General features: G+C 71.8%; 22 protein-coding genes and 1 pseudogene. 17 read left to right on the top strand and 6 right to left on the bottom strand.

The genetic code is table 11. The features are described 5' to 3' along the window. The first annotated feature begins 162 nt into the window (after positions 1-162). Positions 163-906 carry an RNA polymerase sigma factor gene (locus ACFYOP_RS23145; RefSeq protein ID WP_356895489.1) on the top strand — a complete coding sequence of 248 codons (744 nt, stop codon included), beginning with the start codon at positions 163-165 and terminating at the stop codon, positions 904-906. Continuing rightward, positions 906-2,036 carry a hypothetical protein gene (locus ACFYOP_RS23140; protein WP_356895491.1) on the top strand — a complete coding sequence of 377 codons (1,131 nt, stop codon included), beginning with the start codon at positions 906-908 and terminating at the stop codon, positions 2,034-2,036. Before ACFYOP_RS23145 ends, ACFYOP_RS23140 begins: the two co-directional genes overlap by 1 nt. Positions 2,037-2,235: 199 nt before the next feature. On the opposite strand, the gene ACFYOP_RS23135 is transcribed toward ACFYOP_RS23140, so the two are convergent. Further along, on the bottom strand, positions 2,236-3,132 hold the full coding sequence (locus ACFYOP_RS23135) for a L,D-transpeptidase family protein (protein ID WP_356895493.1): 897 nt from the start codon (positions 3,130-3,132) through the stop codon (positions 2,236-2,238). 255 nt (positions 3,133-3,387) lie between these two features. Here ACFYOP_RS23135 and ACFYOP_RS23130 point away from each other — a divergent pair, with 255 nt between their 5' ends. Together ACFYOP_RS23130 and leuE are read left to right on the top strand one after the other, a co-directional pair. Further along, the gene (locus ACFYOP_RS23130) at positions 3,388-4,968 is read left to right on the top strand and encodes a methylmalonyl-CoA mutase family protein (protein WP_356895495.1); all 1,581 of its coding nucleotides are present in this window, start codon (positions 3,388-3,390) and stop codon (positions 4,966-4,968) included. Positions 4,969-5,011: 43 nt separating this feature from the next. Then, complete coding sequence (gene leuE, locus ACFYOP_RS23125) at positions 5,012-5,668, top strand: leucine efflux protein LeuE (protein ID WP_356895497.1); 657 nt, start codon at positions 5,012-5,014, stop codon at positions 5,666-5,668. A gap of 297 nt (positions 5,669-5,965) precedes the next feature. Here the strand turns inward: leuE and ACFYOP_RS23120 are convergent, their stop codons facing one another. Both ACFYOP_RS23120 and ACFYOP_RS23115 read right to left on the bottom strand, forming a co-directional pair. Then, positions 5,966-7,303: a polysialyltransferase family glycosyltransferase gene (locus ACFYOP_RS23120; RefSeq protein ID WP_356895499.1), complete on the bottom strand. Its 1,338-nt coding sequence runs from the start codon at positions 7,301-7,303 to the stop codon at positions 5,966-5,968. After that, a complete protein-coding gene (locus ACFYOP_RS23115; RefSeq protein ID WP_356895501.1) occupies positions 7,303-8,286 on the bottom strand; it encodes a glycosyltransferase family 2 protein in 984 nt (327 codons plus the stop codon). Before ACFYOP_RS23115 ends, ACFYOP_RS23120 begins: the two co-directional genes overlap by 1 nt. A gap of 187 nt (positions 8,287-8,473) precedes the next feature. Here ACFYOP_RS23115 and ACFYOP_RS23110 point away from each other — a divergent pair, with 187 nt between their 5' ends. The 12 genes from ACFYOP_RS23110 (at position 8,474) to ACFYOP_RS23055 (ending at position 22,873) form a co-directional block, all read left to right on the top strand. Next, the gene (locus tag ACFYOP_RS23110; protein ID WP_356895503.1) at positions 8,474-9,790 is read left to right on the top strand and encodes a DUF6716 putative glycosyltransferase; all 1,317 of its coding nucleotides are present in this window, start codon (positions 8,474-8,476) and stop codon (positions 9,788-9,790) included. A gap of 71 nt (positions 9,791-9,861) precedes the next feature. Beyond that, a complete protein-coding gene (locus tag ACFYOP_RS23105) occupies positions 9,862-11,145 on the top strand; it encodes an acylneuraminate cytidylyltransferase (RefSeq protein WP_356895505.1) in 1,284 nt (427 codons plus the stop codon). 12 nt (positions 11,146-11,157) lie between these two features. After that, positions 11,158-12,081 (top strand): N-acetylneuraminate synthase family protein, encoded by a 924-nt coding sequence (locus ACFYOP_RS23100; protein WP_356895507.1) that lies wholly within the window; start codon positions 11,158-11,160, stop codon positions 12,079-12,081. A 504-nt stretch (positions 12,082-12,585) separates the two neighbouring features. Beyond that, positions 12,586-13,620 carry a hypothetical protein gene (locus tag ACFYOP_RS23095; protein ID WP_356899606.1) on the top strand — a complete coding sequence of 345 codons (1,035 nt, stop codon included), beginning with the start codon at positions 12,586-12,588 and terminating at the stop codon, positions 13,618-13,620. A gap of 206 nt (positions 13,621-13,826) precedes the next feature. After that, positions 13,827-15,062 carry an amidohydrolase gene (locus ACFYOP_RS23090; protein ID WP_356899608.1) on the top strand — a complete coding sequence of 412 codons (1,236 nt, stop codon included), beginning with the start codon at positions 13,827-13,829 and terminating at the stop codon, positions 15,060-15,062. 420 nt (positions 15,063-15,482) lie between these two features. Further along, positions 15,483-16,535 (top strand): BMP family ABC transporter substrate-binding protein, encoded by a 1,053-nt coding sequence (locus ACFYOP_RS23085; protein WP_356899605.1) that lies wholly within the window; start codon positions 15,483-15,485, stop codon positions 16,533-16,535. A 208-nt stretch (positions 16,536-16,743) separates the two neighbouring features. Continuing rightward, entirely contained in the window at positions 16,744-18,306 is a 1,563-nt protein-coding gene (locus ACFYOP_RS23080; protein WP_356899607.1) for an ABC transporter ATP-binding protein, read from the top strand. Continuing rightward, complete coding sequence (locus tag ACFYOP_RS23075) at positions 18,303-19,412, top strand: ABC transporter permease (protein WP_356899604.1); 1,110 nt, start codon at positions 18,303-18,305, stop codon at positions 19,410-19,412. Before ACFYOP_RS23080 ends, ACFYOP_RS23075 begins: the two co-directional genes overlap by 4 nt. Then, the gene (locus ACFYOP_RS23070) at positions 19,409-20,677 is read left to right on the top strand and encodes an ABC transporter permease (protein WP_356899603.1); all 1,269 of its coding nucleotides are present in this window, start codon (positions 19,409-19,411) and stop codon (positions 20,675-20,677) included. The genes ACFYOP_RS23075 and ACFYOP_RS23070 overlap by 4 nt, the downstream gene beginning before the upstream one ends. Continuing rightward, complete coding sequence (locus ACFYOP_RS23065) at positions 20,674-21,078, top strand: cytidine deaminase (RefSeq protein WP_356899602.1); 405 nt, start codon at positions 20,674-20,676, stop codon at positions 21,076-21,078. Before ACFYOP_RS23070 ends, ACFYOP_RS23065 begins: the two co-directional genes overlap by 4 nt. Before the next feature lie 97 nt (positions 21,079-21,175). Continuing rightward, positions 21,176-22,453 (top strand): thymidine phosphorylase, encoded by a 1,278-nt coding sequence (locus ACFYOP_RS23060; protein ID WP_356899601.1) that lies wholly within the window; start codon positions 21,176-21,178, stop codon positions 22,451-22,453. A 123-nt stretch (positions 22,454-22,576) separates the two neighbouring features. Then, positions 22,577-22,873 carry an STAS domain-containing protein gene (locus ACFYOP_RS23055; RefSeq protein ID WP_356899600.1) on the top strand — a complete coding sequence of 99 codons (297 nt, stop codon included), beginning with the start codon at positions 22,577-22,579 and terminating at the stop codon, positions 22,871-22,873. Between the two features lie 26 nt (positions 22,874-22,899). On the opposite strand, the gene ACFYOP_RS23050 is transcribed toward ACFYOP_RS23055, so the two are convergent. After that, on the bottom strand, positions 22,900-23,925 hold the full coding sequence (locus ACFYOP_RS23050) for a sigma-70 family RNA polymerase sigma factor (RefSeq protein ID WP_356899599.1): 1,026 nt from the start codon (positions 23,923-23,925) through the stop codon (positions 22,900-22,902). A gap of 169 nt (positions 23,926-24,094) precedes the next feature. Beyond that, positions 24,095-25,366, bottom strand: a complete 1,272-nt coding sequence (locus ACFYOP_RS23045; protein WP_356899598.1) for an MFS transporter — start codon at positions 25,364-25,366, stop codon at positions 24,095-24,097. A gap of 62 nt (positions 25,367-25,428) precedes the next feature. Between ACFYOP_RS23045 and ACFYOP_RS23040 the strand changes: the two genes are divergently transcribed. Next, entirely contained in the window at positions 25,429-26,391 is a 963-nt protein-coding gene (locus tag ACFYOP_RS23040; protein ID WP_356899597.1) for a LysR family transcriptional regulator, read from the top strand. A 33-nt stretch (positions 26,392-26,424) separates the two neighbouring features. On the opposite strand, the pseudogene ACFYOP_RS23035 reads toward ACFYOP_RS23040, so the two are convergent. Then, positions 26,425-26,625 (bottom strand): annotated as a pseudogene (locus ACFYOP_RS23035) (aldo/keto reductase); the annotation flags it as partial. Positions 26,626-26,912 lie beyond the last annotated feature (287 nt).

Here is a 26,912-nt window from a genome sequence, read left to right as displayed (position 1 = left end):
AGCGCCGAGAGTGCTGTTTCTGTCACACCCCGCTGAGCCCTGAAGTTGTTGCATGTTGTACTAGGCGTGGACGCGGGACCGTAAGACCACGTAGCGTGCTGCTTCGCGCAGTGTGGCGCGGCAGTGGTGACCAGCTGCGGATCAGAACGACAGGTTGAGGTAGTGCTGGGGGACGACGCGGAGCTGACCGCCGCCGTGCTCGCGGCTCAGGACGGGGACGAGAACGCCTTCCGGACTGTGTACCGCGCCGTGCATCCGCGGTTGATCGGCTATGTGCGCACGCTGGTCGGCGAGGCCGACGCCGAGGACGTCACCTCGGAGGCGTGGCTCCAGATCGCCCGCGATCTCGACCGGTTCAGCGGGGACGCCGACCGGTTCCGCGGCTGGGCCGCCCGGATCGCCCGCAACCGTGCGCTGGACCACATCAGGATGCGTGGCCGCCGGCCGGCCGTCGGCGGTGACGAGACGGAGCTGACCGGCAGGGCCGCCGACTCCGACACGGTCGACGAGGCCATGGAGTCCATCTCCACCAGCAGCACCATGGCGCTCATCGCCCAACTGCCGCAGGATCAGGCGGAGGCCGTCGTGCTGCGGGTCGTGGTCGGCCTCGACGCGAAGAGCGCGGCGCAGACGCTCGGCAAGCGGCCCGGGGCCGTGCGCACCGCGGCGCACCGTGGCTTGAAACGACTGGCGGAACTGCTGGGCGCGGAGGGCGCGATCGCCCTCGACGGCGGCATCGACGGCGGCGCCGGAGGCGGCCTCGATTCCGTGGAGCGGGCCAGGGAGGGCCCCGCGGAGGCCGCCCCGGAACTCGGTGGACTGCCCTCCCAGCGCGACTCGCGCCCCGGTGCGGCGACACCCGCCGGTGTGACGCATTCACGTCTGCGGACGCAGAAGGACATGTGATGGCCGACGAGCGGTACGAGTGGCTTGACAGGGACGCGGCGGAGCGACTGCTGCGCGGTGTGCCTGTCGAGGCCGTGGGCGAACCTGCCCGCACGGACGCCGCTCGGCTCGCCGCCGCCCTGGAGCACGCGGCGGATCCCGGCTACCGGTACGACGACGGTGAACTGCCCGGCGAGGCGGCCGCGATGGCCGCGTACCGCAAGGCCAGGGCCGACGCGGCGGTGTCCGGCGTCGCAGCCGGTTCCTCGGCCGGCGCCTCGCTCGGCACCGTACGGGTCGCCGGAGCCGCCCGCCCCGCCCGCTCAGGACCCCTGGGCCGGCTGCGCCGGGGCCCGGGCCTCGCGCGTCCCTTCCGGTTCGGCATCGCGACCGCGCTCGCGGGCTGCGCCATCGGCGGCGTGGCCGTCGCGGCCGGCACCGGTGTCCTCCCCACCTTCGGCGACGACCGCCCGACGCCCGCGTCCTCCGTCTCCGCCGCGGCGACGCCCGGTCCGGTCACGCCGCCGACGCAGGGCGGAGCCGCAACGGGCGGGCCCTCGGGGTCCCCCGACGAGGCGGGCACACCGCCGGTCGTGCCGCCCGCCCCCGACACCAGCACGAGCCCGCCCCCCGGCGGCACGGGCGGGTCCACCGCCGGCCTGCCCGCCGAGGACGGCGGGACGACGGCGGGCCCCGGTGACTCCGCAGGGGGCGCCGGGACCGGCGAGGTCTACCGCAAGACCGTCGAGGCCTGCCGTGACTACCGCAGCGGCCGGATCGCCCCGGACACCAAGCGCCGGCTGGAAGAGGCCGCCAAGGGTTCCGCACGCGTGGAGCGGTTCTGCGACGAGCTGCTGGACGGCGGCTCCGGCGACGGCTCCACCGGCTCCGGTGACTCGAGCGGCGCGGGCGGCACCGGCTCCGGAGGCTCGGACGGTGCGGGCGGCACCGGCTCCGGAGGCCGGAACTCGGGCGGCTCGACCGGCTCCACCGACCGCTCGGGTCACGGTGACGGCGACAGCGGCGGCGACGCGGACAGCAGCGAACTCCGACGTGCCGACGAGAACCCGTCCGTCTCCTGGACGCTCACCCCCGAGCCGACGGCCGCCGTGCCGCAGCCGGCCCCGACTCTCTCCGTACAACCCTCCTGACCTGCTTCTTCGCGGTCCGGAACGCAGGGTGTGACGTTTTTTCGAAGTACGGCGCAGTAGATAGTGAGCCGACTGGTCATCGGCGGCGCAACGAGCCGGGGTTCCCCCCGTACCTACGGCTCAGCGCAAATGGCGCGGGCGGGACACGTTCCCCCGGTCCCGCCCGCGCCCTCTCTCTTCTCCCGGCCTCCGCCGCACGTCACCAGTAGACGACGACCTTGTCGCCGGTCCGGACCTGGTCGAACAGCGCCGCGATCGCGCCCTTGTCCCTGACGTTGACGCAGCCGTGCGAGGCCCCGTTGTAGCCCCGGGCGGCGAAGTCGGACGAGTAGTGCACGGCCTGGCCGCCGCTGAAGAACATCGCGTACGGCATCGGCGTGTCGTAGATCGTCGAGACGTGGTCACGGGACTTCCAGCCCACGTTGAACACGCCCTCGCGGGTCGGGGTGTACTGGGACCCGAAGCGGACGTCCATCGTCGACAGCACCTTGCCGTCGATCATCCACGACAGGGTGCGCGTGGTCTTGCTGATGCACATCACCCGGCCGTTCATACAGCGCGGGTCCAGCTTCGTCTTCGGCTTGTTGACGTCCTTGCCGTCCAGCTCGGCGCGCGTCGGCTTCGTCGTCATGCCGAGCAGCCGCTGCCAGGTGACGGTGTCCGTGCTGCCCGTCACGGGCAGGCCGCGCTTGCCCTGGAAGCCCTTGACGGAGGTGGTGGTCACCGGTCCGTACGTGCCGGTCGGCTTGTCGTCGAACCAGCCGATCTGGGCCAGCCGGGCCTGCAGTTCGCGCACCTGCTCGCCCTTGGCGCCCGGGGCCATCAGCACCTTCGGCGCCGGCGTCTGAGTGGACGGCGACGGCGAGGGCTTCTCGGACGGCTTCTCCGACTCGGACTCCGACGCGGACGGCGTCGGCGTCGGAGACTGCGGCGCGGACGGTGTCGGCGGCGCCGAGGACGTCGGCGCCGCGCTCGGCGTGCCGCCGGCGGCCGGCCCGTCCGTGGCCGCCTCCGCCTTGCAGCCGGCCGTCACCGTCGCCACGAGCATCGCGGCCACCGCGGCCGTCGTTCTCGTCCTGGCGTTCTTCCCTGGCATGTCGCCCCCCACGGGTCTGTCGTGTACTGGTGAGACAGATTCCCGTCCGGCCTGGTTGCGCAATCGCGCGCATCATGGGGGTAACAGTTGGGGGACGGGCGGGACACAGGCCGCCTCGGCGGTGTGCGGCGACCGGCGCGCGGCGGCCTGTGAGCAAGGTCCCAGCGCGTGGCACTCCATCGGCCGGGCGCCCGCCGATACAGTCCGTCGCAGAAGTTGTTACCTGTCAGTAGGCCCAGCGGGAGGCACAGTCACATGGCGCGCGAGTCCGAGTCGGGACTGCCCATCGAGCCGGTGTACGGACCGGCGGACCTGGAGGGCTGGGACCCGGCGCAGAAGCTGGGCGAGCCCGGTGAGTACCCCTTCACCCGCGGCGTGTACCCGTCGATGTACACCGGCCGGCCCTGGACGATGCGCCAGTACGCCGGCTTCGGCACGGCCGTCGAGTCCAACGCCCGCTACAAGCAGCTCATCGCCAACGGCACGATGGGCCTGTCCGTCGCCTTCGACCTGCCGACCCAGATGGGCCACGACTCCGACGCCCCCATCGCGCACGGCGAGGTCGGCAAGGTCGGCGTCGCCATCGACTCGATCGACGACATGCGGGTGCTGTTCGGCGGGATCCCGCTGGACAGGGTCTCCACGTCCATGACGATCAACGCGCCCGCCGCGCTGCTGCTCCTCCTCTACCAACTCGTCGGTGAGGAGCAGGGCGTGCCCGCGGACAAGCTCACCGGCACCATCCAGAACGACGTGCTCAAGGAGTACATCGCCCGCGGCACGTACATCTTCCCGCCCAAGCCGTCACTGCGGCTGATCGCGGACATCTTCAAGTACTGCAAGGCCGAGATCCCGAAGTGGAACACGATCTCGATCTCCGGCTACCACATGGCGGAGGCCGGCGCCTCGCCCGCGCAGGAGATCGCCTTCACCCTCGCCGACGGCATCGAGTACGTCCGCACCGCCGTCGCCGCCGGGATGGACGTCGACGACTTCGCGCCCCGGCTGTCCTTCTTCTTCGTGTCCCGGACGACCATCCTCGAGGAGGTCGCCAAGTTCCGCGCCGCCCGCCGCATCTGGGCGCGGGTGATGAAGGAGGAGTTCGGCGCGAAGAACCCGAAGTCCCTGATGCTGCGCTTCCACACGCAGACCGCGGGCGTGCAGCTCACCGCCCAGCAGCCCGAGGTCAACCTGGTGCGCGTCGCCGTGCAGGGCCTCGCGGCGGTGCTCGGCGGCACGCAGTCGCTGCACACCAACTCCTTCGACGAGGCCATCGCCCTGCCGACGGACAAGTCCGCCCGCCTGGCGCTGCGCACGCAGCAGGTGCTGGCGTACGAGACGGACGTCACCGCGACCGTCGACCCCTTCGCGGGCTCGTACGTCGTGGAGAAGATGACCGACGACGTCGAAGCGGCCGCCCTCGCGCTGATGGAACGCGTCGAGGACCTCGGCGGCGCGGTCAACGCCATCGAGCACGGCTTCCAGAAGAACGAGATCGAGCGCAGCGCCTACCGCATCGCGCAGGAGACCGACGCGGGCGAGCGCGTCGTCGTCGGCGTCAACCGCTACACGCTCGACACGGAGGAGCCGTACGAGCCGCTGCGCGTCGACCCCGCGATCGAGGCGCAGCAGGCCGAGCGCCTGGCGAAGCTGCGCGCCGAACGCGACCAGGCCGCGGTGGACGCGGCGCTGGCCGAGCTCAAGAAGGCGGCGGAGGGCACGGACAACGTGCTGTACCCGATGAAGGACGCGCTGAAGGCGCGCGCCACGGTCGGCGAGGTGTGCAACGCGCTGCGCGAGGTGTGGGGGATGTACGTCCCGACCGACGCGTTCTGAGACGAATGGGCGGAGTGTCGCACCCGTGTGCGAGACTCCGCCCATGCTGGGTGTCACCGATCTGCCGACCTACGTCGCCGGCCTCGTCCTGATCGTTCTGCTGCCGGGTCCGAACTCGCTGTACGTGCTGTCCGTGGCCGCCCGCCGAGGCGTGCGCCCGGGCTACCGGGCCGCCGCGGGCGTGTGGTGCGGCGACACCGTCCTCATGGTGCTCTCCGCCGCGGGCGTGGCCTCGCTGCTCCAGGCGAACGCGCTGCTGTTCGGCATCGTGAAGTACGCGGGCGCCGGCTATCTGACCTGGCTGGCGATCGGGATGCTGCGCGCCGCGTGGGAGATGTGGCGCACGCGGCGGGAGCGGATGACGGAGGCGGTCGGCGACGCGGCGGCACCGGCGGCGGAAGAGCGGCCGTTCCGGCGAGCGTTCGTGATCAGCCTGCTCAACCCGAAGGCGATCCTGTTCTTCATCGCCTTCTTCGTCCAGTTCGTCGACCCGGCGTACGCGTACCCCGCCCTGTCCTTCACGGTCCTCGGCTCACTGGCCCAGCTCGCGAGCTTCCTGTACCTGACCCTGCTGATCTTCACAGGTACCCACCTGGCAGCCGCGTTCCGCCGCCGAAGGCGCCTGTCGGCGGGCGCGACGTCGGCGGCGGGAGCGCTGTTCCTGGGCTTCGCGGTGAAGCTCTCGCTGAGCGGCTCGTAAGGCGCCGGCCGGTCTTGTCGGGGCTCCGCCCCGAACCCCGCGCCTCAATCGCCGGCGGGCTGGAGTTGCCGGGGCACAGGCTCCCGCGCCTCGAACTCCTCCAACGGCCTGGCGGCCGTGGGCGGTGCCCCCAGTGAGGCCGGCAGTGCCCGGCCGGGCTGGTTGCCGCGCAGCGGCACATCAGGCCCGGCCGGCGTTTGGGGCCACCGCGCGGAGCGCGGTACCGGGGGTCCCGGGGCGGAGCCCCAGGTTCGGGAAGAAGGCGGGCAGGGGACCGGCCCGCGCAGCGGCGCACCGTCAGCCGCGGGTCGTCACCCGGCCCAGCGCTCGCTTCAGACGGCGTCCACGCCGTACCACCCGCCGCGCCACCCGGCCCCGCGGCACCGGGACGCCGCCCGGCAGCCCCAGGACCGTCAGGCCGCGGCGCTTGAAGTAGCGCGTGGTGCGGTCGTTCAGGCCGGTGCGCAGGAAGTGTTCGGCCGCCGGGCGCAGGTCCGGACGGAGTTGCGCCTGCATCGCGAAGCCCACCGCGGAGAGCAGCCCGGCGAGCTCCTCCCCGGCGTCGGCCGACAGCGTGCCGGACTCGCCCGCCGCCAGGTCCGGCAGCAGCGCGTCGGCGATCGTCAGCGGCACGCGGTTGCTGTTCTGGTACGGCGTGAGCCGGTCCAGCAGCGGTTCCGTGCCCATCCGGGCGACCGGGATGCCGTAGGAGACCCCTGCGGTGAACAGCGCCGTGGAGAAGCATCCCACCACCAGCGCCGGGCGTAGCCGCTCGAACAGCACCTCGGCGAGCAGCGGCCGGTCCAGGACGGTCAGTTCGACGCCGAGGGACTCGGCCCGGTGCTCCAGGGTCCGCGTCCAGGCGGCCGGCGCCGTGGGGTGGGGCTTGAACACGATGCGGCGGTGACCGAGGCCGGCCGCGCCCAGCAGCATGCGGACGTGCAGGTCCTCCTCCTCCGCCGGCGTCAGGATGTCCAGCGCCGCCAGGTACTGGCCCAGCAGCAGCGCCGGGCCCTCGGCGACGTCCCCGCAGGCGTCCGGCACGGCGTCGGAGAGTTCGCCGACGACCTTGACGAAGGTCTCCATCGGCACCAGCTCCGGCTCGACCCCGAACTCGCCCAGCAACAAGGGCTTCAGACCCGGCACCAGGTCCAGGTGCAGCAGCCTCCGCACCCGTTCCCCGACCAGCGGGTCGATCTTGTTGCGGGTGGGGCCGTAGCTCATCAGCCCGTCCGCGTAGACGTCGAGCGCCGCGTCCGGGAAGAGCTGGGCGATCGCCAGGGCGGGGTTGACCTGGATGGACTCGACGGCCAGTTCGATCCGGTCGTCGCCCAGGTCCCACAGCCGGCGCAGATACCGCTCCCACAGCGGCACGTCGTTGCCGCGGGGGGCCCAGCCGCCGGGATGGAAGGGGGAGACGGCCTCGTTCCAGGAGAGCAGGCCGTCGAAGCGGTCGCGCAGCCGCTCGAAGCCGGCCATCTCGTCGAGGGCCGGTGTGGTCTCGGGGGCCGCCGCGTTGTTGGAGACGAGCAGCAGCCGGCGGTCGGCGTCGGCGAAGGCGCCGCTGTCGATCGCCGCGGCCAGCGTGGCGGCGCCGAAGAGCGAGGAGGCGAAGAAGATCTGTGTCGTGGCCATCAGGCTGCCGCCTCCGCCGTGAGGTTCACGGGACGCCGGCGGACCCTGCGCAGCCGTGAGGCACGCGCGGAGTCCATGGAGTCGAGCGCTTCCTTCAGCACGTCCTGCGGCATGCGCTTCAGTGCGGCCGCGCTCATCGCGCGCAATTTCCGTGCCACGGCGGGCTCGTACCTTTCGACGGACCCCAGATGGTGGGAAATGACGGCGCAATAGGTGCGGACCGCCTTCGGCAAGAGTCGGTCCGCTTCCGGATCCTCCGCCGTTTCCTCGATCACCTGGTCGAACGCCTTGATGAAATCGAGCTGTCTGATGTCGCCGATCTGAGTGAGCGACGACGCGATACCGCGCCGGTAGAAGATTCCCAAGTGGCTGATCACGGCGAAGGAATCCGCCTCGCGGTGCAGCCGCCATATCCACGGCCGGTCCTCCGCGGTGCGCAGCCCGTGCGTGAAATGCAGCAGCCCGCGGTCCACGAGCCGCCGGTGGTACATCCCGGCCCAGGCGTACGGGTAGTCGACCGCGGTCGAGCGGTCGGAGGGCAGGATCGCCTCACGCGGCCGCAGCACCTCGCCGCGCCGGCCGACCGGCGCCCGGTGGACCGAGCGGGACCGGCCGGTGCACTGCACATGGTCCGTGCGGACGAAGTCGCACCCCAGGTCCTCCATGGCGGCCAGCAGGTGCGCGAAGTGTCCGGGCGCCAGCCAGTCGTCGCCGTCGAGGAAGGTGAGGTACTCGCCGCTCGCGGCGTCCAGACCGGTGTTGCGGGCCGTGGCCAGACCGCCGTTCCGCTCGTGTCCGATCAGAACGGCGCCCGGGAGCTCGCGTTCCGCACGCTGCAGGATCTCCGGCGTCCCGTCGGTCGAACAGTCGTCGACGAGCACGAACTCGAAGTCGTCCCGGGCGTTGGCCCTGAGGCTTCGCAGTGTGTCTGGGGCGTATGTCTGCACGTTGTAGAACGGCACGATGACGGAGAGCTTGACCACCCGCCCGACGTTAGGCGGGACCTCGTCGTTTACGTCGACGCTTACAAAGATCACGGATGAACGCCGGGCGACGAGTCCGTTAACCCATTCGTCTCCCGGGCCGTACCGCCGTTCGTAGACCCGCTGTTAACCCTTTGTTGCAGTCGAGTTGGGCCGTGCCACGAAATGGCTTCCTAACGTCCTCGACGTGCCAACAAGTACCAGCGAGGCCGTACGGGTCGCCGTACTCGCCGACTCCGACACCCGGTGGAAATGGGGTGCGCTCACCGCGCGCCGCATCGCACCGAGCACCTCCGTAGAGCTGAGCGGCTTTCTGCTGCGCGGCCGGGCCACACCCACGGCCCGACAGCTCGCGGAAGTCGGCGTGCGCGCCGACGACCTGCGCGAGGTGACGGGGAACGAGTTCCTGCGCGGGATGAAGGAGGGGGCGTACGACGTCGTCGTGCTCGCCCTCGTCGGCGGCGGTGTCCAGGCCATGCTGCACGGGCTCGCCGCGCTCGGCCTCGAGCGCCGGCCCGTGGTCGTCACCGGCTATGTCGGCGTCGTCTACGAGAAGCTGTCCGACGGGCTCCTGCTGCGCCACGGCGCCGATATCGTCCTCGCCAACTCGCGCCACGACGCGGAGCGTTTTCGCGCCGTGTACGAGGGAGTGGGCGCCGACGCCTCCTGCGTCACCGAGGCCGCGCTGCCCTTCCTCGGCGGCGCCCCGTACCAGGCGGAGGACGGCCGCGACACCGTCGTCTTCGCCGTACAGCCGTCCGTGCCCGAGTCCCGCGCCGACCGTACGTACCTGCTGCGCAGGCTCGTCGAACACGCCCGGCTGCACCCGAATCGGGAGGTGCTGCTGAAGCTCCGCTCCAAGCCGGGCGAGCACACCACCCACCTCGAAGAACTCCCGTACCAGAAACTCGCGGAGAAGCTGCCCGGCGGACCGCCGCCCAACTTCCGCCTGGTGTACGGGCACATGGGCGAGGTGCTGGACCGCACCGACCTGCTGGTCACCGTGTCGTCCACGGCCGCGCTCGAAGCGCTGCACCGCCGCATCCCGACCGCCGTGCTCACCGACCTCGGCGTGCGCGAGGCCCTCGGCAACCACCACTTCCTCGGCTCCGGCCTGCTCGCCTCCTGGGACCGGCTCGACGGCGGCCACCGCCCCGTCCCCGACGCCGACTGGCTCTCCCGCCAGGGCGTCGCGGCCGACGGCGCGTACGACAGCGCCTTCGACGAGGCCCGCAAGCGGGTCGCCGAACTGCTGCTGGTCCCCGTGCTGCCCGCGCCCGCGCCGTACTACACGCCGACCACCGCGCCCGGCTACCTGCCGGCCCTGCTCGCCCGCCACCACCTCGCCCCGGACGGCACGCCGCTGGCCGGCGCCGCGCCGAAGGCCGAGGTCACCGGCGTACGGCGAGTGGTGCGCGACGCCGTACGCGAAGTGGCGCGCGGCGCGTACCGCCACGGCGTGCAGCGCGTCGCCCCCGTGATCCGCCGGATGGGAGAGCTGTGACCCCCGGCAGCCACGTTTCCGAGAAGCCCCGCCAGCACAGCCAAGAGCGTCAAGAGCGTCTGGAGCCACCGATGACCGTTCTCGCCGTGATCCCCGCCCGAGGCGGATCCAAGGGCGTCCCGGCCAAGAACCTGGCCGCGGTCGGCGGCGTACCGCTCGTCGCGCGGGCCGTCCGCGCCTGTCTCGACGCCCCGCTCGTCACCCATGTCGCGGTCTCCACCGACGACCCGCAGATCGCGGCCGTCGCCCGCGGCGCCGGAGCCGAGGTCGTCCTGCGGCCCGAGTCCATCGCCGGGGACACCGCCACCAGTGAGTCGGCCGTCCTGCACGCGATGGACGCCCACGAGGCCGAGCACGGCGCACCCGTCGACGTCGTCCTCCTCGTCCAGTGCACCAGCCCCTTCGTCTCCCGGGAGGACATCGAGGGCGTCGCCCGCGCCGTCGTCCTGGACGGCGCCGACAGCGCCGTGACCGTCGCGCCCTTCCACGGCTTCGTCTGGCGCGAGGCCGACGAACCGGCGGGCGCCCAGAAGGAGAGCGCGGAGCGCGCCGCCGGCGGGGCCGCCGTCCTGGTCGACACCGCCACGAAGACGGCCACCGGCACCGGCTACGGCGTCAACCACGACGCGTCGTTCCGGCCCCGCCGGCAGGACCGCCCGCAGGACTTCCTGGAGACCGGGGCCGCGTACGCCATGTCGGCGCCCGGTTTCCGCGAGGCCGGGCACCGGTTCTTCGGCCGCACCGCGCTGGTACGGACCGACCCGGCGCGCGTCCTCGAGGTCGACGACCCGCACGACCTGGCCCGCGCCCGCGCGCTCGCGCCGCTGCTCGACACCACCGTGCTGCCCGGCCGCGCCGACGTCGACGCCGTCGTCCTCGACTTCGACGGGACACAGACCGACGACCGGGTGCTCATCGACGCCGACGGACGCGAGATCGTCGCCGTCCACCGCGGCGACGGCCTGGGCGTCGCCCACCTGCGCAGGGCCGGCCTGGAACTGCTGATCCTCTCCACCGAGCAGAACCCGGTCGTCGCCGCCCGCGCCCACAAGCTCAGGATCCCCGTCCTCCACGGCATCGACCGCAAGGACCTCGCGCTCAAGCAGTGGTGCGAGGAGCGGGGCCTCGCCCCCGAACGGGTGCTCTACGTCGGCAACGACGTCAACGACCTTCCGTGCTTCCACCTCGTCGGCTGGCCCGTGGCCGTCGCGAGTGCGCACGACTCCGTACGCGCCGCGGCCCGTGCCGTCACCGCCACACCCGGCGGCGAGGGCGCGGTCCGCGAGATCGCCTCATGGCTCCTCGGCCCGACGCTCAACACCCCTGAATCCACCCTCATGTCCTCCAAGAAGTAAGGAACCACCCCCATGAGCACGTCCCGTCTGCGCACCCTCGGCACCAGGACCGCCGGCCCCGGCCACCCGGTCTACGTCACCGGTGAGATCGGCATCAACCACAACGGTGACCTGGGCAACGCCTTCGCCCTGATCGACGCCGCCGCCGAAGCCGGCTGCGACGCCGTCAAGTTCCAGAAGCGCACCCCGGAGATCTGCACCCCGCGCGACCAGTGGGACATCGAGCGCGACACGCCCTGGGGCCGGATGACGTACATCGACTACCGCCACCGCGTCGAGTTCGGCGAGGACGAGTACCGCCGGATCGACGAGCACTGCAAGAAGCGCGGCATCGACTGGTTCGCCTCCCCGTGGGACACCGAGGCCGTCGCCTTCCTGGAGAAGTTCGACGTCCCCGCCCACAAGGTGGCCTCCGCGTCGCTCACCGACGACGAGCTGCTGCGCGCCCTGCGCGCCACCGGCAAGACGGTCATCCTGTCCACCGGCATGTCGACCCCGAAGCAGATCCGCCACGCGGTCGAGGTCCTCGGCAGCGACAACATCCTGCTCTGCCACGCCACCTCGACGTACCCGGCCAAGGCCGAGGAGCTCAACCTGCGGGTCATCAACAGCCTGAAGGAGGAGTACCCGAACGTCCCGATCGGCTACTCCGGCCACGAGACCGGTCTGCAGACCACCCTCGCCGCCGTCGCCCTCGGCGCCGCGTTCGTCGAGCGCCACATCACCCTCGACCGCGCGATGTGGGGCTCCGACCAGGCCGCCTCCGTCGAGCCGCAGGGCCTCACCCGCCTGGTGCGCGACATCCGCACCATCGAGGAGGCGCTCGGCGACGGCGTCAAGAAGGTCTACGACTCGGAGCTCGCCCCCATGAAGAAGCTGCGCCGCGTCACGGGCGTCGTGGCCGAGGCGGGCGACCGTGAGCCGGCCACGGTCTGACGACCGCGGGGGTGCGCCTTGCGCACCCGCCGCCGGGCCCGGGGGCCGGGCACCTCTGCCTGCCCGGGACCACCGGCGCAGTCCGGCCGCGCCGGACCCGGCGCCGGGTCGCTGCCCGGTCCGGCCCCCGGACCGCTGCTCCGGGTCCGGCTCCGGGTCCGGCCCGGCCGTGGCGGGTGCCGCCGGCCGGCCGGCGGGCGTACCGGGCCAAGGGTCTCCTACGCCGTCAGGCGTAGGAGACCCTTGGCCCGGTACGCCGCCCGCAGGGCGGTACCGGGGTCCGGGGGCGGAGCCCCCGGACCGGAACGGGCGGGGTGGGGAACAGGGCCCGCCGCAAGGTGCTGCCCAGCACTCGCCCCAGGGACCGCACGCACCGGATGCGGCCCCTGTCCGCAAGGCCGCGCCGCAGGCACGGCGGCCGCGGACCGCAATCAGCCAGCGCCCCGAGGGGCGGCCAGCCACGGACCCGGCCGCAGGCCGGCCCGGCATCACGAGGTGACAACAGTGAATCTCGCCTTCGTCGAGAGTCCGGTCCAGCTCCTGAACGTCCTGGAGTGGGCCCATGCCGCGCCGACCGCGCCCGGGCCCGAGGGCCTCACCGTGGTGGTGCTGTCGCCCACCGACCCCATGTCGCGCGGCCAGCTGCGCCGGATGGCGGAGCTGGCCCGTGACGCCGGGTGCACCGTCCGCTGGCAGGAGGCGCGCGGCGGCGCGGGGGCCCCGCTGCGCACCGTGCGCGAGCTCGGCCCCGTACTGCGCGGCGCCGAGCGCATCGTCATCGGAGACCCGTTCTCCCGTTACGTACAGCTCCTGCTGACCCTGGTCGGCAGGAAGGACGTGACCGTCGTCGACGACGGCACCGCGACCATGGAGTTCGTCGCCCGGGTCGCCCGCGGCGAGCAGCTGGTGCGCTGGCACCGGCGCGGCGGCCGCCGGGGGCCGCGCGAGCTGGTGCTCGCACCGGTGACGTTCCTGGCGCGGCGGCGGCTGAGCCCGTCGAAGGACCGGTCGGTCGAGGTCTTCACCTCGATGCCGGTCGAACCGCAGCCCGGGATCACCGTCACCCGCAACGACTTCGCCTGGACGCGGGCACGGTTCGGCCCGCCGAGGATCACCCGCGGCGCGGACCTGGTCGGCACCTCCCTGGTGGAGACGGGTGTGGTCGATGTCGGCCCGTACCTGGAGGCGGTGGCCGCCCTCGCCCGTACGCACGGCGCGACCCGCTACTTCGCGCACCGCAGGGAGAGCGCCGACAAGCTCCACCGGCTCGCCGTGGAGACCGGCCTCGAAGTGGTCCGCCCCGAGCTGCCGCTCGAGCTGATCGCCCGGCGCGGCCCGATCGGAGCAACGGTCCTGAGCTTTCCCTCCACCGTCGTCCACACCCTCCCGCTGGCCCTGGCGGACACGGGCATCAAGGTGGCGGTCTGCGACATCGCACCCGAATGGCTCAGGAAGAACGCCTCGCCGCGCGCCCAGGGCTTCCTGGCGGGGGTCACCGGCACGGCCCGCGATGTGCAGCGGCTGCCCGCGCCGGCTTGAAGAGCCGGGAAGCGGCGGCAGTGAGCGGGCGGACACCGTCCGGAAAGGGAAGATCCACTCAAGAGCGAGCCGGGTGAGTTTACCCACCGCCAAATGCGACCAATCACCGTGCGCCCAAAAATCTGTCCCCTGAGAGGCTGATGTTTTGTTGATCGCACGGTAGTTGAGGCCCGAAGGGGCATACCCTTCACTGGGTGAACCAGTTGATGTCCCGCGAGTCAGAAGATGTCGAACGGCCCGGCGCAGTCGCACTGCCCGGCACGCTGCCAACGGCGCTGCGTGCCGAACTGATCGCGTTCCGGCGCGACTTGCACATGCACCCGGAGCTCGGCAACCAGGAGTTCCGCACCACCGCCGCGATCAAGGCGCGCCTCGAGCAGGCCGGGCTCCAGCCCCGCGTCCTCGCCGCGGGCACCGGCCTGATCTGCGACATCGGTACGCCGGCTCCGGGCGCCGTACGGCCCTTCTTCGCGATCCGCGCCGACATCGACGCGCTGCCCATCCCCGACACCAAGACCGGCGTCCCCTACCGGTCCACCGTGCCCGACCGCGCTCACGCCTGCGGCCACGACGTGCACACCACCGTCGCGCTCGGCGCGGGGCTCGTCCTCGCCGACCTCGACCGGCAGGGGCTCCTGCCGCAGCCGGTCCGGCTGATCTTCCAGCCCGCGGAGGAAGTGCTGCCGGGCGGTGCGGCCGACGCGATCGCGTCCGGCGTACTCGAAGGCGTCAACAAGATCATCGCGGTGCACTGCGACCCCAAGGTCGACGCCGGCCTCATCGGGCTGCGGCCCGGCCCCATCACCTCCGCCTGCGACCGCCTCGAAGTCGCCCTCGACGGCCCCGGCGGTCACACCGCCCGGCCGCACCTGACCACCGACCTGGTCACCGCGGCGGCGAAGATCGTCACCGAGGTCCCCGCGCTCCTCGCCCGCCGCGTCGACGCGCGCTCCGGCCTCGCGGTCACCTGGGGGCGCATCGAGGCCGGCCACACCTGCAACGTCATCCCGCAGCACGCGGAGCTCTCCGGCACCGTCCGCTGCCTCGACCTGCCGGGATGGCGCGACGCGCCGGACCTCGTGCACGCGGCGATCGACGAGATCGCGACGCTGCACCGGGCCAAGTCCGAGATCAACTACATCCGCGGCGTCCCGCCGGTCGTCAACGACCCCGCCGTCACCGACCTGCTCCGCGACGCGCAGACGGCGCGGCGCGGATCGTATGCGATCGAGGACACCGAGCAGAGCCTGGGCGGCGAGGACTTCTCCTGGTACCTGGAGCACGTCCCGGGCGCGATGGCCCGCCTGGGCGTACGCGTCCCGGGCGACACGGTCCGCAGGGACCTGCACCGGGGCGACTTCGACGTCGACGAGTCGTCGATCACGGCGGGCGTGGAACTCTTCACCGCGGCGGCCCTCCTGGATGCGCGCCTGCCGCTCTGACCTGAGCGGGTCGCGCTGCCCGGGAGTGGTTCCGGTCGTCGGGCGCGGCGTCTCCGGGGGCCGCGCTGCCCGGTGGGCGCCCGGACGTAAACGACCCGGATCCGGCCAGGTCCGGGCACGCGACCCGGACTCACCGGGCCGCGCCCGGGCGTCAGCACGGAGGACCGGCCGAGATCGGGCGCGTGACCGGGGCGGGCCGCGCCCGGGGGCGTAATCCGGACGGACCGGGCCGGGGGCGGGCGACACGCCGGGGCGCGGTGCGGTCGGGCGGGGCGTAACGTGGTTGCCGCCCGCCCAAGGGCTTCGCGACGATCCGATAACGACTGATGAACGGGTCTTTAACTGACATCTACGCGCGTTACGATCGCCGCGAACCCAGCGCCGGAAGTGGCGCTTTCGGTCAGGTTAAGGAGCCCCCCAGTGCGCCGGATCACCAGGATCGCCACCGTGGGCATCGCGTCCGCGGCTCTCGCGCTGTCTGCCACCGCGTGTGGCAGCGAGTCGTCGTCCGGTTCGAGCAGCTCGGACGACAAGGGCGGCAAGGCCGCCATCGCGTACGACATCGGTGGCCGCGGCGACCAGTCGTTCAACGACGCCGCCTTCGCGGGCCTGGAAAAGGCCGAGAAGGAACTCGACATCGAGGGCAACGACGCCGAGCCCAGCGAGGGGGAGGGCGACCCGGACAAGATCCAGCGCCTGACCGCGCTGGCCCGCGCCGGCAACAACCCGGTGATCGGTGTCGGTTTCGCCTACGCGCCCGCCATCGCGGAGGTCGCCCCGAAGTTCCCGAAGACGACCTTCGGTCTCATCGACGACACCTCGAAGACCGGCCCGAACATCGCCAACCTGGTGTTCAACGAGGAGCAGGGCTCCTACCTGGCCGGTGTCGCCGCCGCCAAGGTGACGAAGACGAACACCGTCGGCTTCATCGGCGGCGTCGAGACCCCGCTGATCAAGAAGTTCGAGGCGGGCTTCGTCCAGGGCGTCAAGGACACCAAGCAGGGCGTCAACGTCAAGGTCCAGTACCTGACGCAGCCGCCGGACTTCGGTGGCTTCTCGAAGCCGGACCTCGGCAAGGCCGCCGCGCAGGGCCAGCTCGACGCGGGCGCGGACGTGATCTACGCGGCCGCCGGTCTCGCGGGCTCCGGTTCGATCGAGGCGACCGCCAAGGCCGGCAAGTGGGCCATCGGCGTCGACTCGGACCAGTACAACCAGAAGGGTCTGGCCGCCTACAAGGACCAGATCCTGACCTCGGTCACCAAGAACGTCTCAGGTGCCGTGTTCAACCTGATCAAGTCGGTCCAGGACGGCAAGCCGCAGAACGGTGAGGTCCGCTACGGCCTCGACGACGACGGCGTCGCCCTCTCCACGTCGAACCCGGCCTTCACCAAGATGACGGACGTCATCGCCGCGGTCGACAAGGCCAAGGCCGACATCGCCGCCGGCACGATCGAGGTCAAGACCGCTCCGTAACCGAGCGGCCGGTACCGCAGGTCCGCGGGCCCCGGGGCGTCAGCCCCCATGGCCCGCGGACCGGTTTCCGGCCTCCGGGTTTTGGTTTTCGGGAGCGCTACGCGCGTAGAGGGCGTTCCGGCGCGATAACTTCGCCACGCCCTCATGACCACCACAGCCCGCCCTTTCCGCCTGCCCTCCCGCTCCTTTCCGCCAAGGAGAGTGCGTCATCAACGCGTCCAGCCCTCCTGCCGCCGTAGAACTGCGCGGCATCACCAAGCGCTTCCCCGGCGTCGTCGCCAACCACGACATCGACATCACGATCCACCAGGGCACCGTGCACGCCCTGGTGGGTGAGAACGGTGCCGGCAAGTCGACCCTGATGAAGATCCTCTACGGCATGCAGAAGCCGGACGAGGGGACCATCACCGTCGGCGGCGACCAGGTCACCTTCTCGAGCCCCGCCGACGCCATCGCGCGCGGCATCGGCATGGTGCACCAGCACTTCATGCTGGCCGACAACCTCACCGTCCTGGAGAACGTCGTTCTCGGCGGCGAGAAGCTGTACGGCATCGGCGCCAAGGCCCGGAAGAAGATCGAGGAGATCTCCGACGCGTACGGCCTCGGCGTGCGCCCGGACGTCCTCGTCGAGCAGCTCGGTGTCGCCGACCGCCAGCGTGTCGAGATCCTGAAGGTCCTCTACCGCGGCGCCCGCACCCTGATCCTCGACGAGCCGACCGCCGTGCTCGTCCCGCAGGAGGTCGACGCCCTCTTCGCCAACCTGCGCGAGCTCAAGGCCGAGGGCCTGACCGTCATCTTCATCTCGCACAAGCTGGGCGAGGTGCTGTCGGTCGCCGACGAGATCACGGTCATCCGCCGCGGCACGACCGTCGGCACCGCCGACCCGCGCAGCACCACGACCAAGCAGCTCGCCGAGCTGATGGTCGGCACCGAACTGCCGTCGCCGGAGACCCGCGAGTCGACGGTCACCGATGTGGAGATGCTCAAGGTCGACGACCTGCGCCTCACGGCCACCGACCCGGAGGGCGTGGTGCGCGAGGTCCTCGACCGGATCGGCTTCACCATCCACAAGGGCGAGGTCATGGGCATCGCCGGTGTCGAGGGCAACGGCCAGACCGAGCTCATCGAGGCCCTGATCGGCCTGCGGGCCCCGGATGCCGGCGTCATCACGCTCGACGGCGTCGACATCTCCCACGCGGCCACCCGCAAGCGCCGGGAGGCCGGCGTCGGATACATCCCGGAGGACCGGCACCGGCACGGCCTGCTGCTGGAGTCCCCGCTGTGGGAGAACCGCATCCTCGGCCATGTGACGGAGCCGCCCAACAGCAAGAAGGGCCTGCTCGACCTCAAGGCCGCCCGCCAGGACACCGAGCGCATCGTGCGCGAGTACGACGTCCGCACGCCCGGCATCGAGGTCACCGCCGCCTCGCTGTCCGGCGGCAACCAGCAGAAGCTGATCGTCGGCCGCGAGATGAGCCACACGCCCAAGCTGCTGATCGCCGCACACCCCACCCGCGGTGTCGACGTCGGCGCGCAGGCGCAGATCTGGGACCAGATCCGTGAGGCACGCCGCGAGGGCCTCGCGGTGCTGCTGATCTCCGCCGACCTGGACGAGCTCATCGGGCTCTCCGACACCCTGCGGGTGATGTACCGGGGCCGGCTGGTCGCGGACGCCGACCCCGCCACGATCACCCCCGAGGAACTGGGCACGGCCATGACCGGCGCCGCGTCCGGCCACCTCGAGCACCACGAGAACGGTGAGAGCCGATGAAGAAGTTCGACAAGGACCGGCTGATCCTGGGCCTCGCGGGCCCGGCGCTCGCCCTGGTCGTGGCCTTCCTGCTCACCTCCGTGGTGCTGCTCGTCTCGGACCTCAGTCCGGTCGAGCCGTACCGGCTGATGGTCGAGCAGATCGAGTTCACGGACGTCCAGGTCAATATCCTCAATCAGACCGGCATCTACTATCTGGCAGCCCTGGCCGTCGCCATCGGCTTCCGGATGAACCTCTTCAACATCGGCGTCGACGGCCAGTACCGCCTCGCGGTCATGCTCGCCGCCGTCGTCGGCGCCGCGGTGGAGCTGCCCGGCCCGCTGCACATCCTGCTGATCGTGCTCGTCGCCATGGCCGTCGGCGCCTTCTGGGCGGGTATCGCGGGCATCCTCAAGAGCACCCGCGGGGTGAGCGAGGTCGTCTCCACGATCATGCTCAACGCCATCGCGACCAGCCTGATCGCCTGGATGATCCTGCCGGCGAACCTGGGTGTGCAGCCGAAGGGCTCCAACGACCTGAACACCGGCATCATCGCCGAGTCCGGCTGGTTCCCGGGCCTGGAGCTGGACGGCGGCACCATCTACGGCTTCACCTTCGTCGCCTTCGCACTCGGCCTCGTCTACTGGTTCGTGCTGAACCGCACCCGGTTCGGCTTCGACCTGCGCGCCACCGGCGCCAGCGAGTCCGCCGCCCAGGCGAGCGGTGTCGACGCCAAGAAGATGGTCCTCACGGCCATGCTCATCTCCGGAGCCATGGCCGGTCTCGCCGGTATGCCGATGCTGCTCGGCCAGACCCACACGTACAGCCTGAGCTTCCCGGTCGGTGTCGGCTTCACCGCCATCGGCATCGCCCTGCTCGGCCGCAACAACCCGATCGGCATCCTCTTCGCCTCGCTGCTCTTCGCCTTCCTGGACAAGACGGCGGAGGGCATCGGCCTGGAGGGTTACCCGAAGGAGATCGCGGTGATCATGCAGGGCCTGATCGTGATCGCGGTCGTCGTGTCCTACGAACTGGTCCGTCAGTACGGGCTCCGCCGTCAGCAGCAGAAGGTCGGCGAGGAGCTTGCCGCGCAGGCCCGTAAGAACAAGGAGGTGGCAGCGGCATGAGCGAGTCGACGAGCACCGTCTCCGTGGCCAGTACCGCGCCCAAGAAGGGCGGCGGCCGCCGCAAGCTGTCCCTGCCCGTCGTCCTGCTGATCATCGCGGGCGGACTGGCCCTGTTCTCGCTGGTGCGGGTCATCAGCGGCGCGAACGACCTCACCTCCGTCGGCCAGGTCTCCGGCGCGCTCCAGCTCGCCGTGCCGATCGGTCTCGCCGGCCTCGGCGGACTGTGGGCCGAGCGGGCCGGTGTCATCAACATCGGTCTCGAGGGCATGATGATCCTCGGCACCTGGTTCGGCGCCTGGGCGGGCTACCAGTGGGGGCCGTGGACCGGTGTGCTGCTCGGCATCGTCGGCGGTGCGCTCGGCGGTCTGCTGCACGCGGTGATGACGGTGACCTTCAAGGTCAACCACATCGTCTCCGGTGTCGCCATCACCATCCTGGCCACCGGCCTCACCCGGTACATGTCCAACTTCACCTTCGCCGAGACCGAGGGCGGCTCCTCCAAGCAGTCCCCGCGCATCGACGCCATCGACCGCATCACGATCCCGGGGATCTCCGACGGGTTGGGCGATCTCCAGGCCAAGCACTGGTTCTTCGTCTCCGACCTGGCCGGCGTCCTCGGCGGCCTGGTGACCAACCTGTCGCTGCTGACCGTCGTCGCGCTGCTGCTCGTGCCGGGCAGCTGGTGGGTGCTGTGGCGTACGGGCTTCGGCCTGCGGCTGCGCTCCTGCGGTGAGAACCCGATCGCCGCCGAGTCGCTCGGCGTCAACGTCTACAAGTACAAGTACATCGCCGTGATCGTCTCCGGCGGGCTGGCCGGCCTCGGCGGCGCGTTCCTCGCGATCATCACCGGCATCTACCAGGAGGGCCAGACCGGCGGCCGCGGCTACATCGGTCTCGCCGCCATGATCTTCGGCAACTGGATGCCGGGCGGCATGGCGCTGGGCGCGGGCCTGTTCGGCTTCACCGACAGCCTCAAGCTGCGCGGCGGAGCGGTGAACGTCCACGCGATGCTGCTGCTGCTCGCCATCCTGCTGCTGCTCGCGGTGGTCTGGATGCTGTACCGGAAGAAGTACGTGCAGGCCGTGATCTCGGCGGTGTTCTCCGCGCTGCTGTTCACCTGGTACGCGCTCACCGACGAGCTGCCCAGCCAGTTCGTCGACGCCGCGCCGTACGTCGCCACGCTGCTGGTGCTCGCGGTGTCCGCACAGCGGCTCCGTATGCCGAAGGCCAACGGCCGGCCGTACTTCAAGGGCCAGGGCAAATGACGGAGACCGCCGGCTCCGCCGTCGACTGGGACGCCCTGCGGGCACGGGCGCGTGCGGCGATGTCGCACGCGTACGCCCCGTACTCGGGCTACCCGGTCGGCGTCGCCGCCCTCGTCGACGACGGCCGTACGGTCACCGGGTGCAACGTCGAGAACGCCTCGTATGGGCTCGGGCTGTGCGCGGAATGCGGCCTCGTCTCGCAACTCCAGGCCACCGGCGGCGGCCGACTGACCCACTTCACGTGCGTCGACGGCCGGGGCGAGCTGCTGGTGCCGTGCGGCCGCTGCCGGCAGCTGCTGTACGAGTTCGGCGGGCCCGGACTGCTGCTGGACACCCCGGGCGGCATCCTGCCGCTCTCGGAGATGCTGCCGCAGGCCTTCGGGCCCGGCCATCTCGACTGAAACACCCCACGGCCCTTCCGCTCCTGGCGGGAGGGCCGCTCCCCTACCCTCTCTCTATGCGCGTAGAGCGCCGCCCGGAACAACCTGGAGGAATGCCATGGACGTCATCTCCGTCATCCGCACCAAGCGGGACCGCGGCGAGCTGAGCCCGGAGCAGATCGACTGGGTGATCGACGCCTACACCCGTGGCGAGGTCGCCGACGAGCAGATGTCGGCGCTGGCCATGGCCATCCTCATCAACGGCATGAACCGGACCGAGATCGCCCGCTGGACCGCCGCGATGATCGCCTCCGGCGAGCGGATGAACTTCGACGCGCTCTCCCGCCCCACCGCGGACAAGCACTCCACCGGCGGCGTCGGCGACAAGATCACGCTGCCGCTCGCGCCGCTCGTCGCCGCCTGCGGCGCGGCCGTGCCGCAGCTCAGCGGCCGCGGTCTCGGCCACACCGGCGGCACGCTCGACAAGCTGGAGTCGATCCCCGGCTGGCGCGCGCTGCTCTCGAACGAGGAGATGCTGCACGTCCTCGACACCACCGGCGCGGTCATCTGCGCGGCCGGCGACGGTCTCGCCCCCGCCGACAAGAAGCTCTACGCCCTGCGGGACGTCACCGGCACCGTCGAGGCCATCCCGCTGATCGCCTCCTCGATCATGTCGAAGAAGATCGCCGAGGGCACCGGCTCGCTCGTCCTCGACGTCAAGGTCGGCACCGGCGCCTTCATGAAGAACCTCGAGGACGCCCGCGAACTGGCCTCCACCATGGTCGCGCTGGGCACCGACAGCGGCGTGAAGACGGTCGCCCTGCTCACCGACATGTCCACCCCGCTCGGCCTGACCGCGGGCAACGCCCTCGAGGTCCGCGAGTCCGTCGAGGTCCTGGCGGGCGGCGGCCCGGCCGACGTCGTCGAGCTGACCCTCGCGCTCGCCCGCGAGATGCTGGACGCCGCCGGCATCAAGGACGCCGACCCGGCCAAGGCCCTCGCCGACGGCTCCGCGATGGACGTGTGGCGCCGCATGATCGCCGCGCAGGGCGGCGACCCCGACGCCACACTGCCCGTCGCCCGCGAGCAGCACGTCGTCACCGCCCCGTCCTCCGGCGTCCTGACCCGCCTCGACGCCTACGACATCGGCATCGCCGCCTGGCGCCTCGGGGCCGGCCGCGCCCGCAAGGAGGACCCGGTCCAGGCGGGCGCGGGCGTCGAGGTGCACGCCAAGCCCGGCGACACCGTGACCGCCGGCCAGCCGCTGCTGACCCTCCACACGGACACGCCGGAGAAGTTCGACTACGCGCTGAAGTCCCTGGGCGCGGCCTTCGACATCGCGGAGCCGGGCGCGGCGTTCACCGCCGACCCGATCGTGCTGGACCGCATCGCCTGACCTGGTAGGCGTGAGCGGGAACCGGCGGTCCACAGCCGGTCCCGCGCAGGCGTCGCCGCCGCCGCGATGAGTTACCGTCGCGGCGGCGGTCATCCCCTCGTGGAAGCCATCCAGCCTGCTGTCATGTGCATCACCGGGAGGATCACCCCCGGCGATGTGCCGCGCCTCTGCGAGGAGCTCCGCCGCCTGCTCCATGAGCACGGGGGAGCGGGCGGCGACCCTCCCGGCGAGGTGTACTGCGACATCGGCGCACTCACGCAGGTGAACCTGGCCACCGTCGACGCCCTGGCCCGCCTGCACCTCGTCGCACGCCGGCAGCGCAGCCGGCTCCGGCTGCGGAGCGCCGGACCCGAACTGCTCGCGCTGCTGGAGCTGGTGGGCCTGCCGGAACTGGCCGACGCGGCCCAGCCCCAGTCCTAGCCCTGGTCCTGGCCCTAGCCCTGGTCCTAGCCCTGGTCCTGGCCCTGGGGTGCCTCTGCCACCGGCTCGCCCTGCTTGTCGAGGCGGGCCGGCAGGTCGAAGAGCGGGAACCAGCGCTTGGTGTCCAGGAAGAAGTCCATCCCGCCGACCTTGCCGTCGGAGAGCTCAAGCACGATGAGCGCCCACGGCTCGTACCCCTCGCCGTCCGCCGACGGGTGGTAGTGGGCGAAGGCCGGGACGCCGTTCGCCACGGTCGGGACCAGCTTCGAACCCCGGCAGGCGTCGCCGACGCCGAGCATCCAGGCCACGATGTCGTCGTGCCCGCGCAGCCACAGGTCGTACGGCGGCATGGTCATCGTCGCGTCCTCGTGGAGGAGCGCCGTCAGCGCCTTCATGTCGTAGCCCTCGAAGGCGGCGACATAGCGGTTCAGCAGATCCTGCTGCTCCTCGTCGAGCGGGTCCACCGCGTCCGACGCGGCGGGCTGCTGCTCGGCGAGGGTCGCCCTGGCCCGCTGGAGCGCGCTGTTGACCGAGGCGACCGTGGTGTCGAGGAGCTCCGCCACCTCGCTCGCCTTCCAGGCCAGCACCTCGCGGAGGATCAGCACCGCCCGCTGCTTGGGCGGCAGATGCTGCAGCGCGGCGAGGAAGGCCAACCGGATCGTCTCCCGCTCCACCGCGGCCTCCGCCGGGTCCACCACCGACGGCAGCACCCGTCCGTCCGGCACCGGCTCCAGCCAGGTGATCTCCGGACGGGCGTTGAGCTGGGCCTGGGCGACCGGCGTCGGACCGGACAGATCCATCGGCCGGGCGCGGCGGTTGCCCGCGTTCAGCATGTCCAGGCACACGTTCGTCGCGATCCGGTACAGCCAGGAGCGCAGCGAGGACCTGCCCTCGAACTTGTCGAAGCTGCGCCACGCCCGGACCATCGTGTCCTGGACCGCGTCCTCCGCCTCGAAGGACGAGCCGAGCATCCGATAGCAGTAGCCGGTCAGCTCTCTTCGGTGCTGCTCCAGCCGCGAATCCAGGTCCTGCGTCGTCGCGAGGTCACTCATGCGGGTCCACCCCTGTCACCCATCGGTACCACCGCTTCGAAAGCTACCGCAGGGCACTGACACTCACCGCCCGACAGGAAAATCCGGTCGGCAACCGCCACGGTCCGGTTCCGTTCGGGCATTTCCGTGCACGCGGCGCCGCGGTGCCGGGCGCCCGTGTCCGGTGTGCTCAGCGCGCCCCGCCCGCCGGTACCAGCCGGGCCTGCGTCCGGGCCGCGTGCGTCCCGTAGAGCGTGATCGACACGACGCCCAGGACCGCCAGCAGACCCAGCAGCACCGTGCCGCCCCAGCCCCCGGAGTGGAAGGCGACCGCGCCGAGCGTGCCGCCCGCGCTGCTGCCCAGGTAGTACGCGGACTGGTAGAGCGCGGACGCCTGGGCGCGGCCCGTCGTCGCCGTGCGGCTCACCGAGGAGGAGGCCACCGCGTGGCCCGCGAAGAAGCCGGCGGTGATCAGGACGAGGCCGAGCAGCACCGCCGTCAGCGTGTCGGCGAGCGACAGCAGCAGCCCCGCGGCGGTCGTCGTCACCGCCAGATAGAGCGCGCCCCGGCGGCCCGTGCGGGCGACCAGGCCGCCGGCCGCCGCGGAGGAGACCGTACCGACCAGATACACCAGGAAGATGGAGCCGATCACTCCCTGGGGAAGGCTGAACGGCGCCTCGATCAAGCGGTATCCGATCACCGTGTAGACGGCGCCGAAGACGGTCATGAACAGTGCGCCGATCGCGTACAGCCGCATCAGCAGCGGGTCGGCGAGATGGCCGCGGACCGTGCGCGCCAGGGTGCGCGGGTTCAGCGTGCCCGGCGTGAAGTGCCGTGCCCTCGGCAGCAGCGCGCGGAAGACCAGTGCGCAGAGCAGCGCCATCACGCCGACCGCGGCGAGCCCGGCCCGCCAGCCGAACGCCTGCGCCACCCAGCCGGTGACGATCCGGCCGCTCATGCCTCCGATGCTGTTGCCCGCCACGAACAGGCCGATCGCGCCGACCAGCGCCTTCGGCCGGACCTCCTCCGCGAGGAACGCCATCGCCGACGCCGGCAGCCCGGCCAGCGCCGCGCCCTGCACGGCGCGCAGCGCCACCAGCGACTCGACGTTCGGCGCGAACGGCACCAGCAGGCCCACCACGACCGCGACCACGAGGGACACGTTCATGACCGTCGTCCGCCCGTAGCGCTCGGACAGCGCGCTCAACGGCAGTACGCACAGGGCCAGCGCGCCCGTCGCGGCGGAGACCGTCCAGCTCGCGGTGCCCGCGGTGACGCCGAAGTCGGCGGAGACGGCGGGCAGCAGGGCCTGCGTGGAGTAGAGGAGGGCGAAGGTCGCCATGCCGGCGGCGAAGAGCGCGAAGCTCATGCGGCGGTAGCCGGGCGCGCCGGGGGCGAGAAGTTCGGGAGACGACGGGGCGGCGCCCACGGTGGTGGGCGCCTTGGTACTGGCAGGAGGCATACGTCGAAGGTAGGACGCCGTTTTTCATGCGTCCAATGCATGAAACAGCGACAATCGTTCCCATGGTGCATGAATACAGCTCAGCGCGTCGCCTGTCACCAGGCAGTTACGAAGGATACGAAGCAGACACAGCGCGGGAGCTTGCTCCCCGCCTCGCGTACTTCGCCGGAGTCGCCCGCCACGAGCACGTGACGCGCGCAGCGCAGGACATGGGTGTCCCCCAGTCGACGCTGTCGCGGGCGATCGTCCGCCTCGAAGCGGACCTGGGCGTCACGCTGTTCGCCCGCAAGGGCCGCACCGTCGCGCTCACCCCCGCCGGCCGGACCTTCCTCGCCTCGGTGGAGCGGGCGCTGGCGGAGGTGGAGCGGGCCGCCGAGTCCGTACGCGCCGACACCGACCCCCGCTCGGGCAGGATCGCCTTCGGCTTCCTGCACACCATGGGCTCGGAGACGGTGCCCGGTCTCATCCGCGCCTTCCGCGCGGACCACCCGCGCATCCGCTTCACCCTCGTCCAGAACTACGGCGAGGCGATGATCGAACGGCTCCGGGCGGGCGAGCTGGACCTGTGCCTCACCTCGCCCGTCCCCGACGCCCCCGACCTGGTCGCCCGCCGCCTCGACGAACAGCGGCTGCGGCTCGTCGTCCCCGACGACCACCGGCTCGCGGGCCGCAAGCGCGTCCGCCTCGCCGAGGCCGCCGACGAGACCTTCGTGACCCTCGAACCCGGCTACGGGCTCCGGCGCATCACCGACGACCTGTGCGCCCAGGCGGGCTTCGTCCCGCGCGTCGCCTTCGAGGGGGAGGAGGCGGAGACCCTGCGCGGACTGGTCGCGGCGGGCCTGGGCGTGGCCCTGCTGCCACCGCCCGCCGTCCCCCGCCCGGGCGTCGTGGAACTGACGGTGACGGCGCCCAGGGCCGCCCGCGAGATCGGCGTCGCCTGGCTCGACGGCCATCCGGACACCCCGCCGGTCGCGGAGTTCAAACGCTTTCTCCTGTCCCGGCGCGGCCGCCTCCTGCCGGACTGACCACCCGGCCCGGCGGCCCGTCAGTGCATCCCGGTCGAGCCGGGCCCGCTGGCCGGCCGTCAGTTCCAGGTCCACCGCTGCCAGGTTCTCGTCCAGCCGCGCCACCGACGACGCGCCCGCCAGCGGGATCACCGGGAACGGGCCGCAGATCTGCCAGGCCGGCACCACCTGGTTCACGCTCGCCCCGGTCTCCTTCGCGACCTCGCGCAGCACCGCGAGCCGGGCGGGCGTACCGCGCTCCGCCCGGGCCCGGTACCGGGCTTCGCGCGGTGGCCTCGATCTCCCTCTACGGCCTGGCGGCCGTGGGAGGCGTCCCCAGGCCGGGCTGGAGAATCCGGCCCCGCCGGCGTTTGAGGCGCGGGTCCGGGCAGAGCCCGGTTGCGGGGAGGTGGGGGCCCTGCGGCCGCCAGGCCGCAGGGGGAGGGTGGGGGGTGCCTCTATGTCTTTCGTCAAGGCATCTCTGTCGGGTTTGGGGTGGTTCGGGGTTGCTGGTGCTATGCGGCGAGTTCGACGTCCGCGGG

The organism is Streptomyces sp. NPDC006294 (assembly GCF_042870895.1).
In the GTDB taxonomy this organism is placed as follows: Bacteria; Actinomycetota; Actinomycetes; order Streptomycetales; family Streptomycetaceae; genus Streptomyces.
Note: the sequence above shows the minus strand (reverse complement) of the source record. Positions and strands in the feature narration are given on the sequence as shown.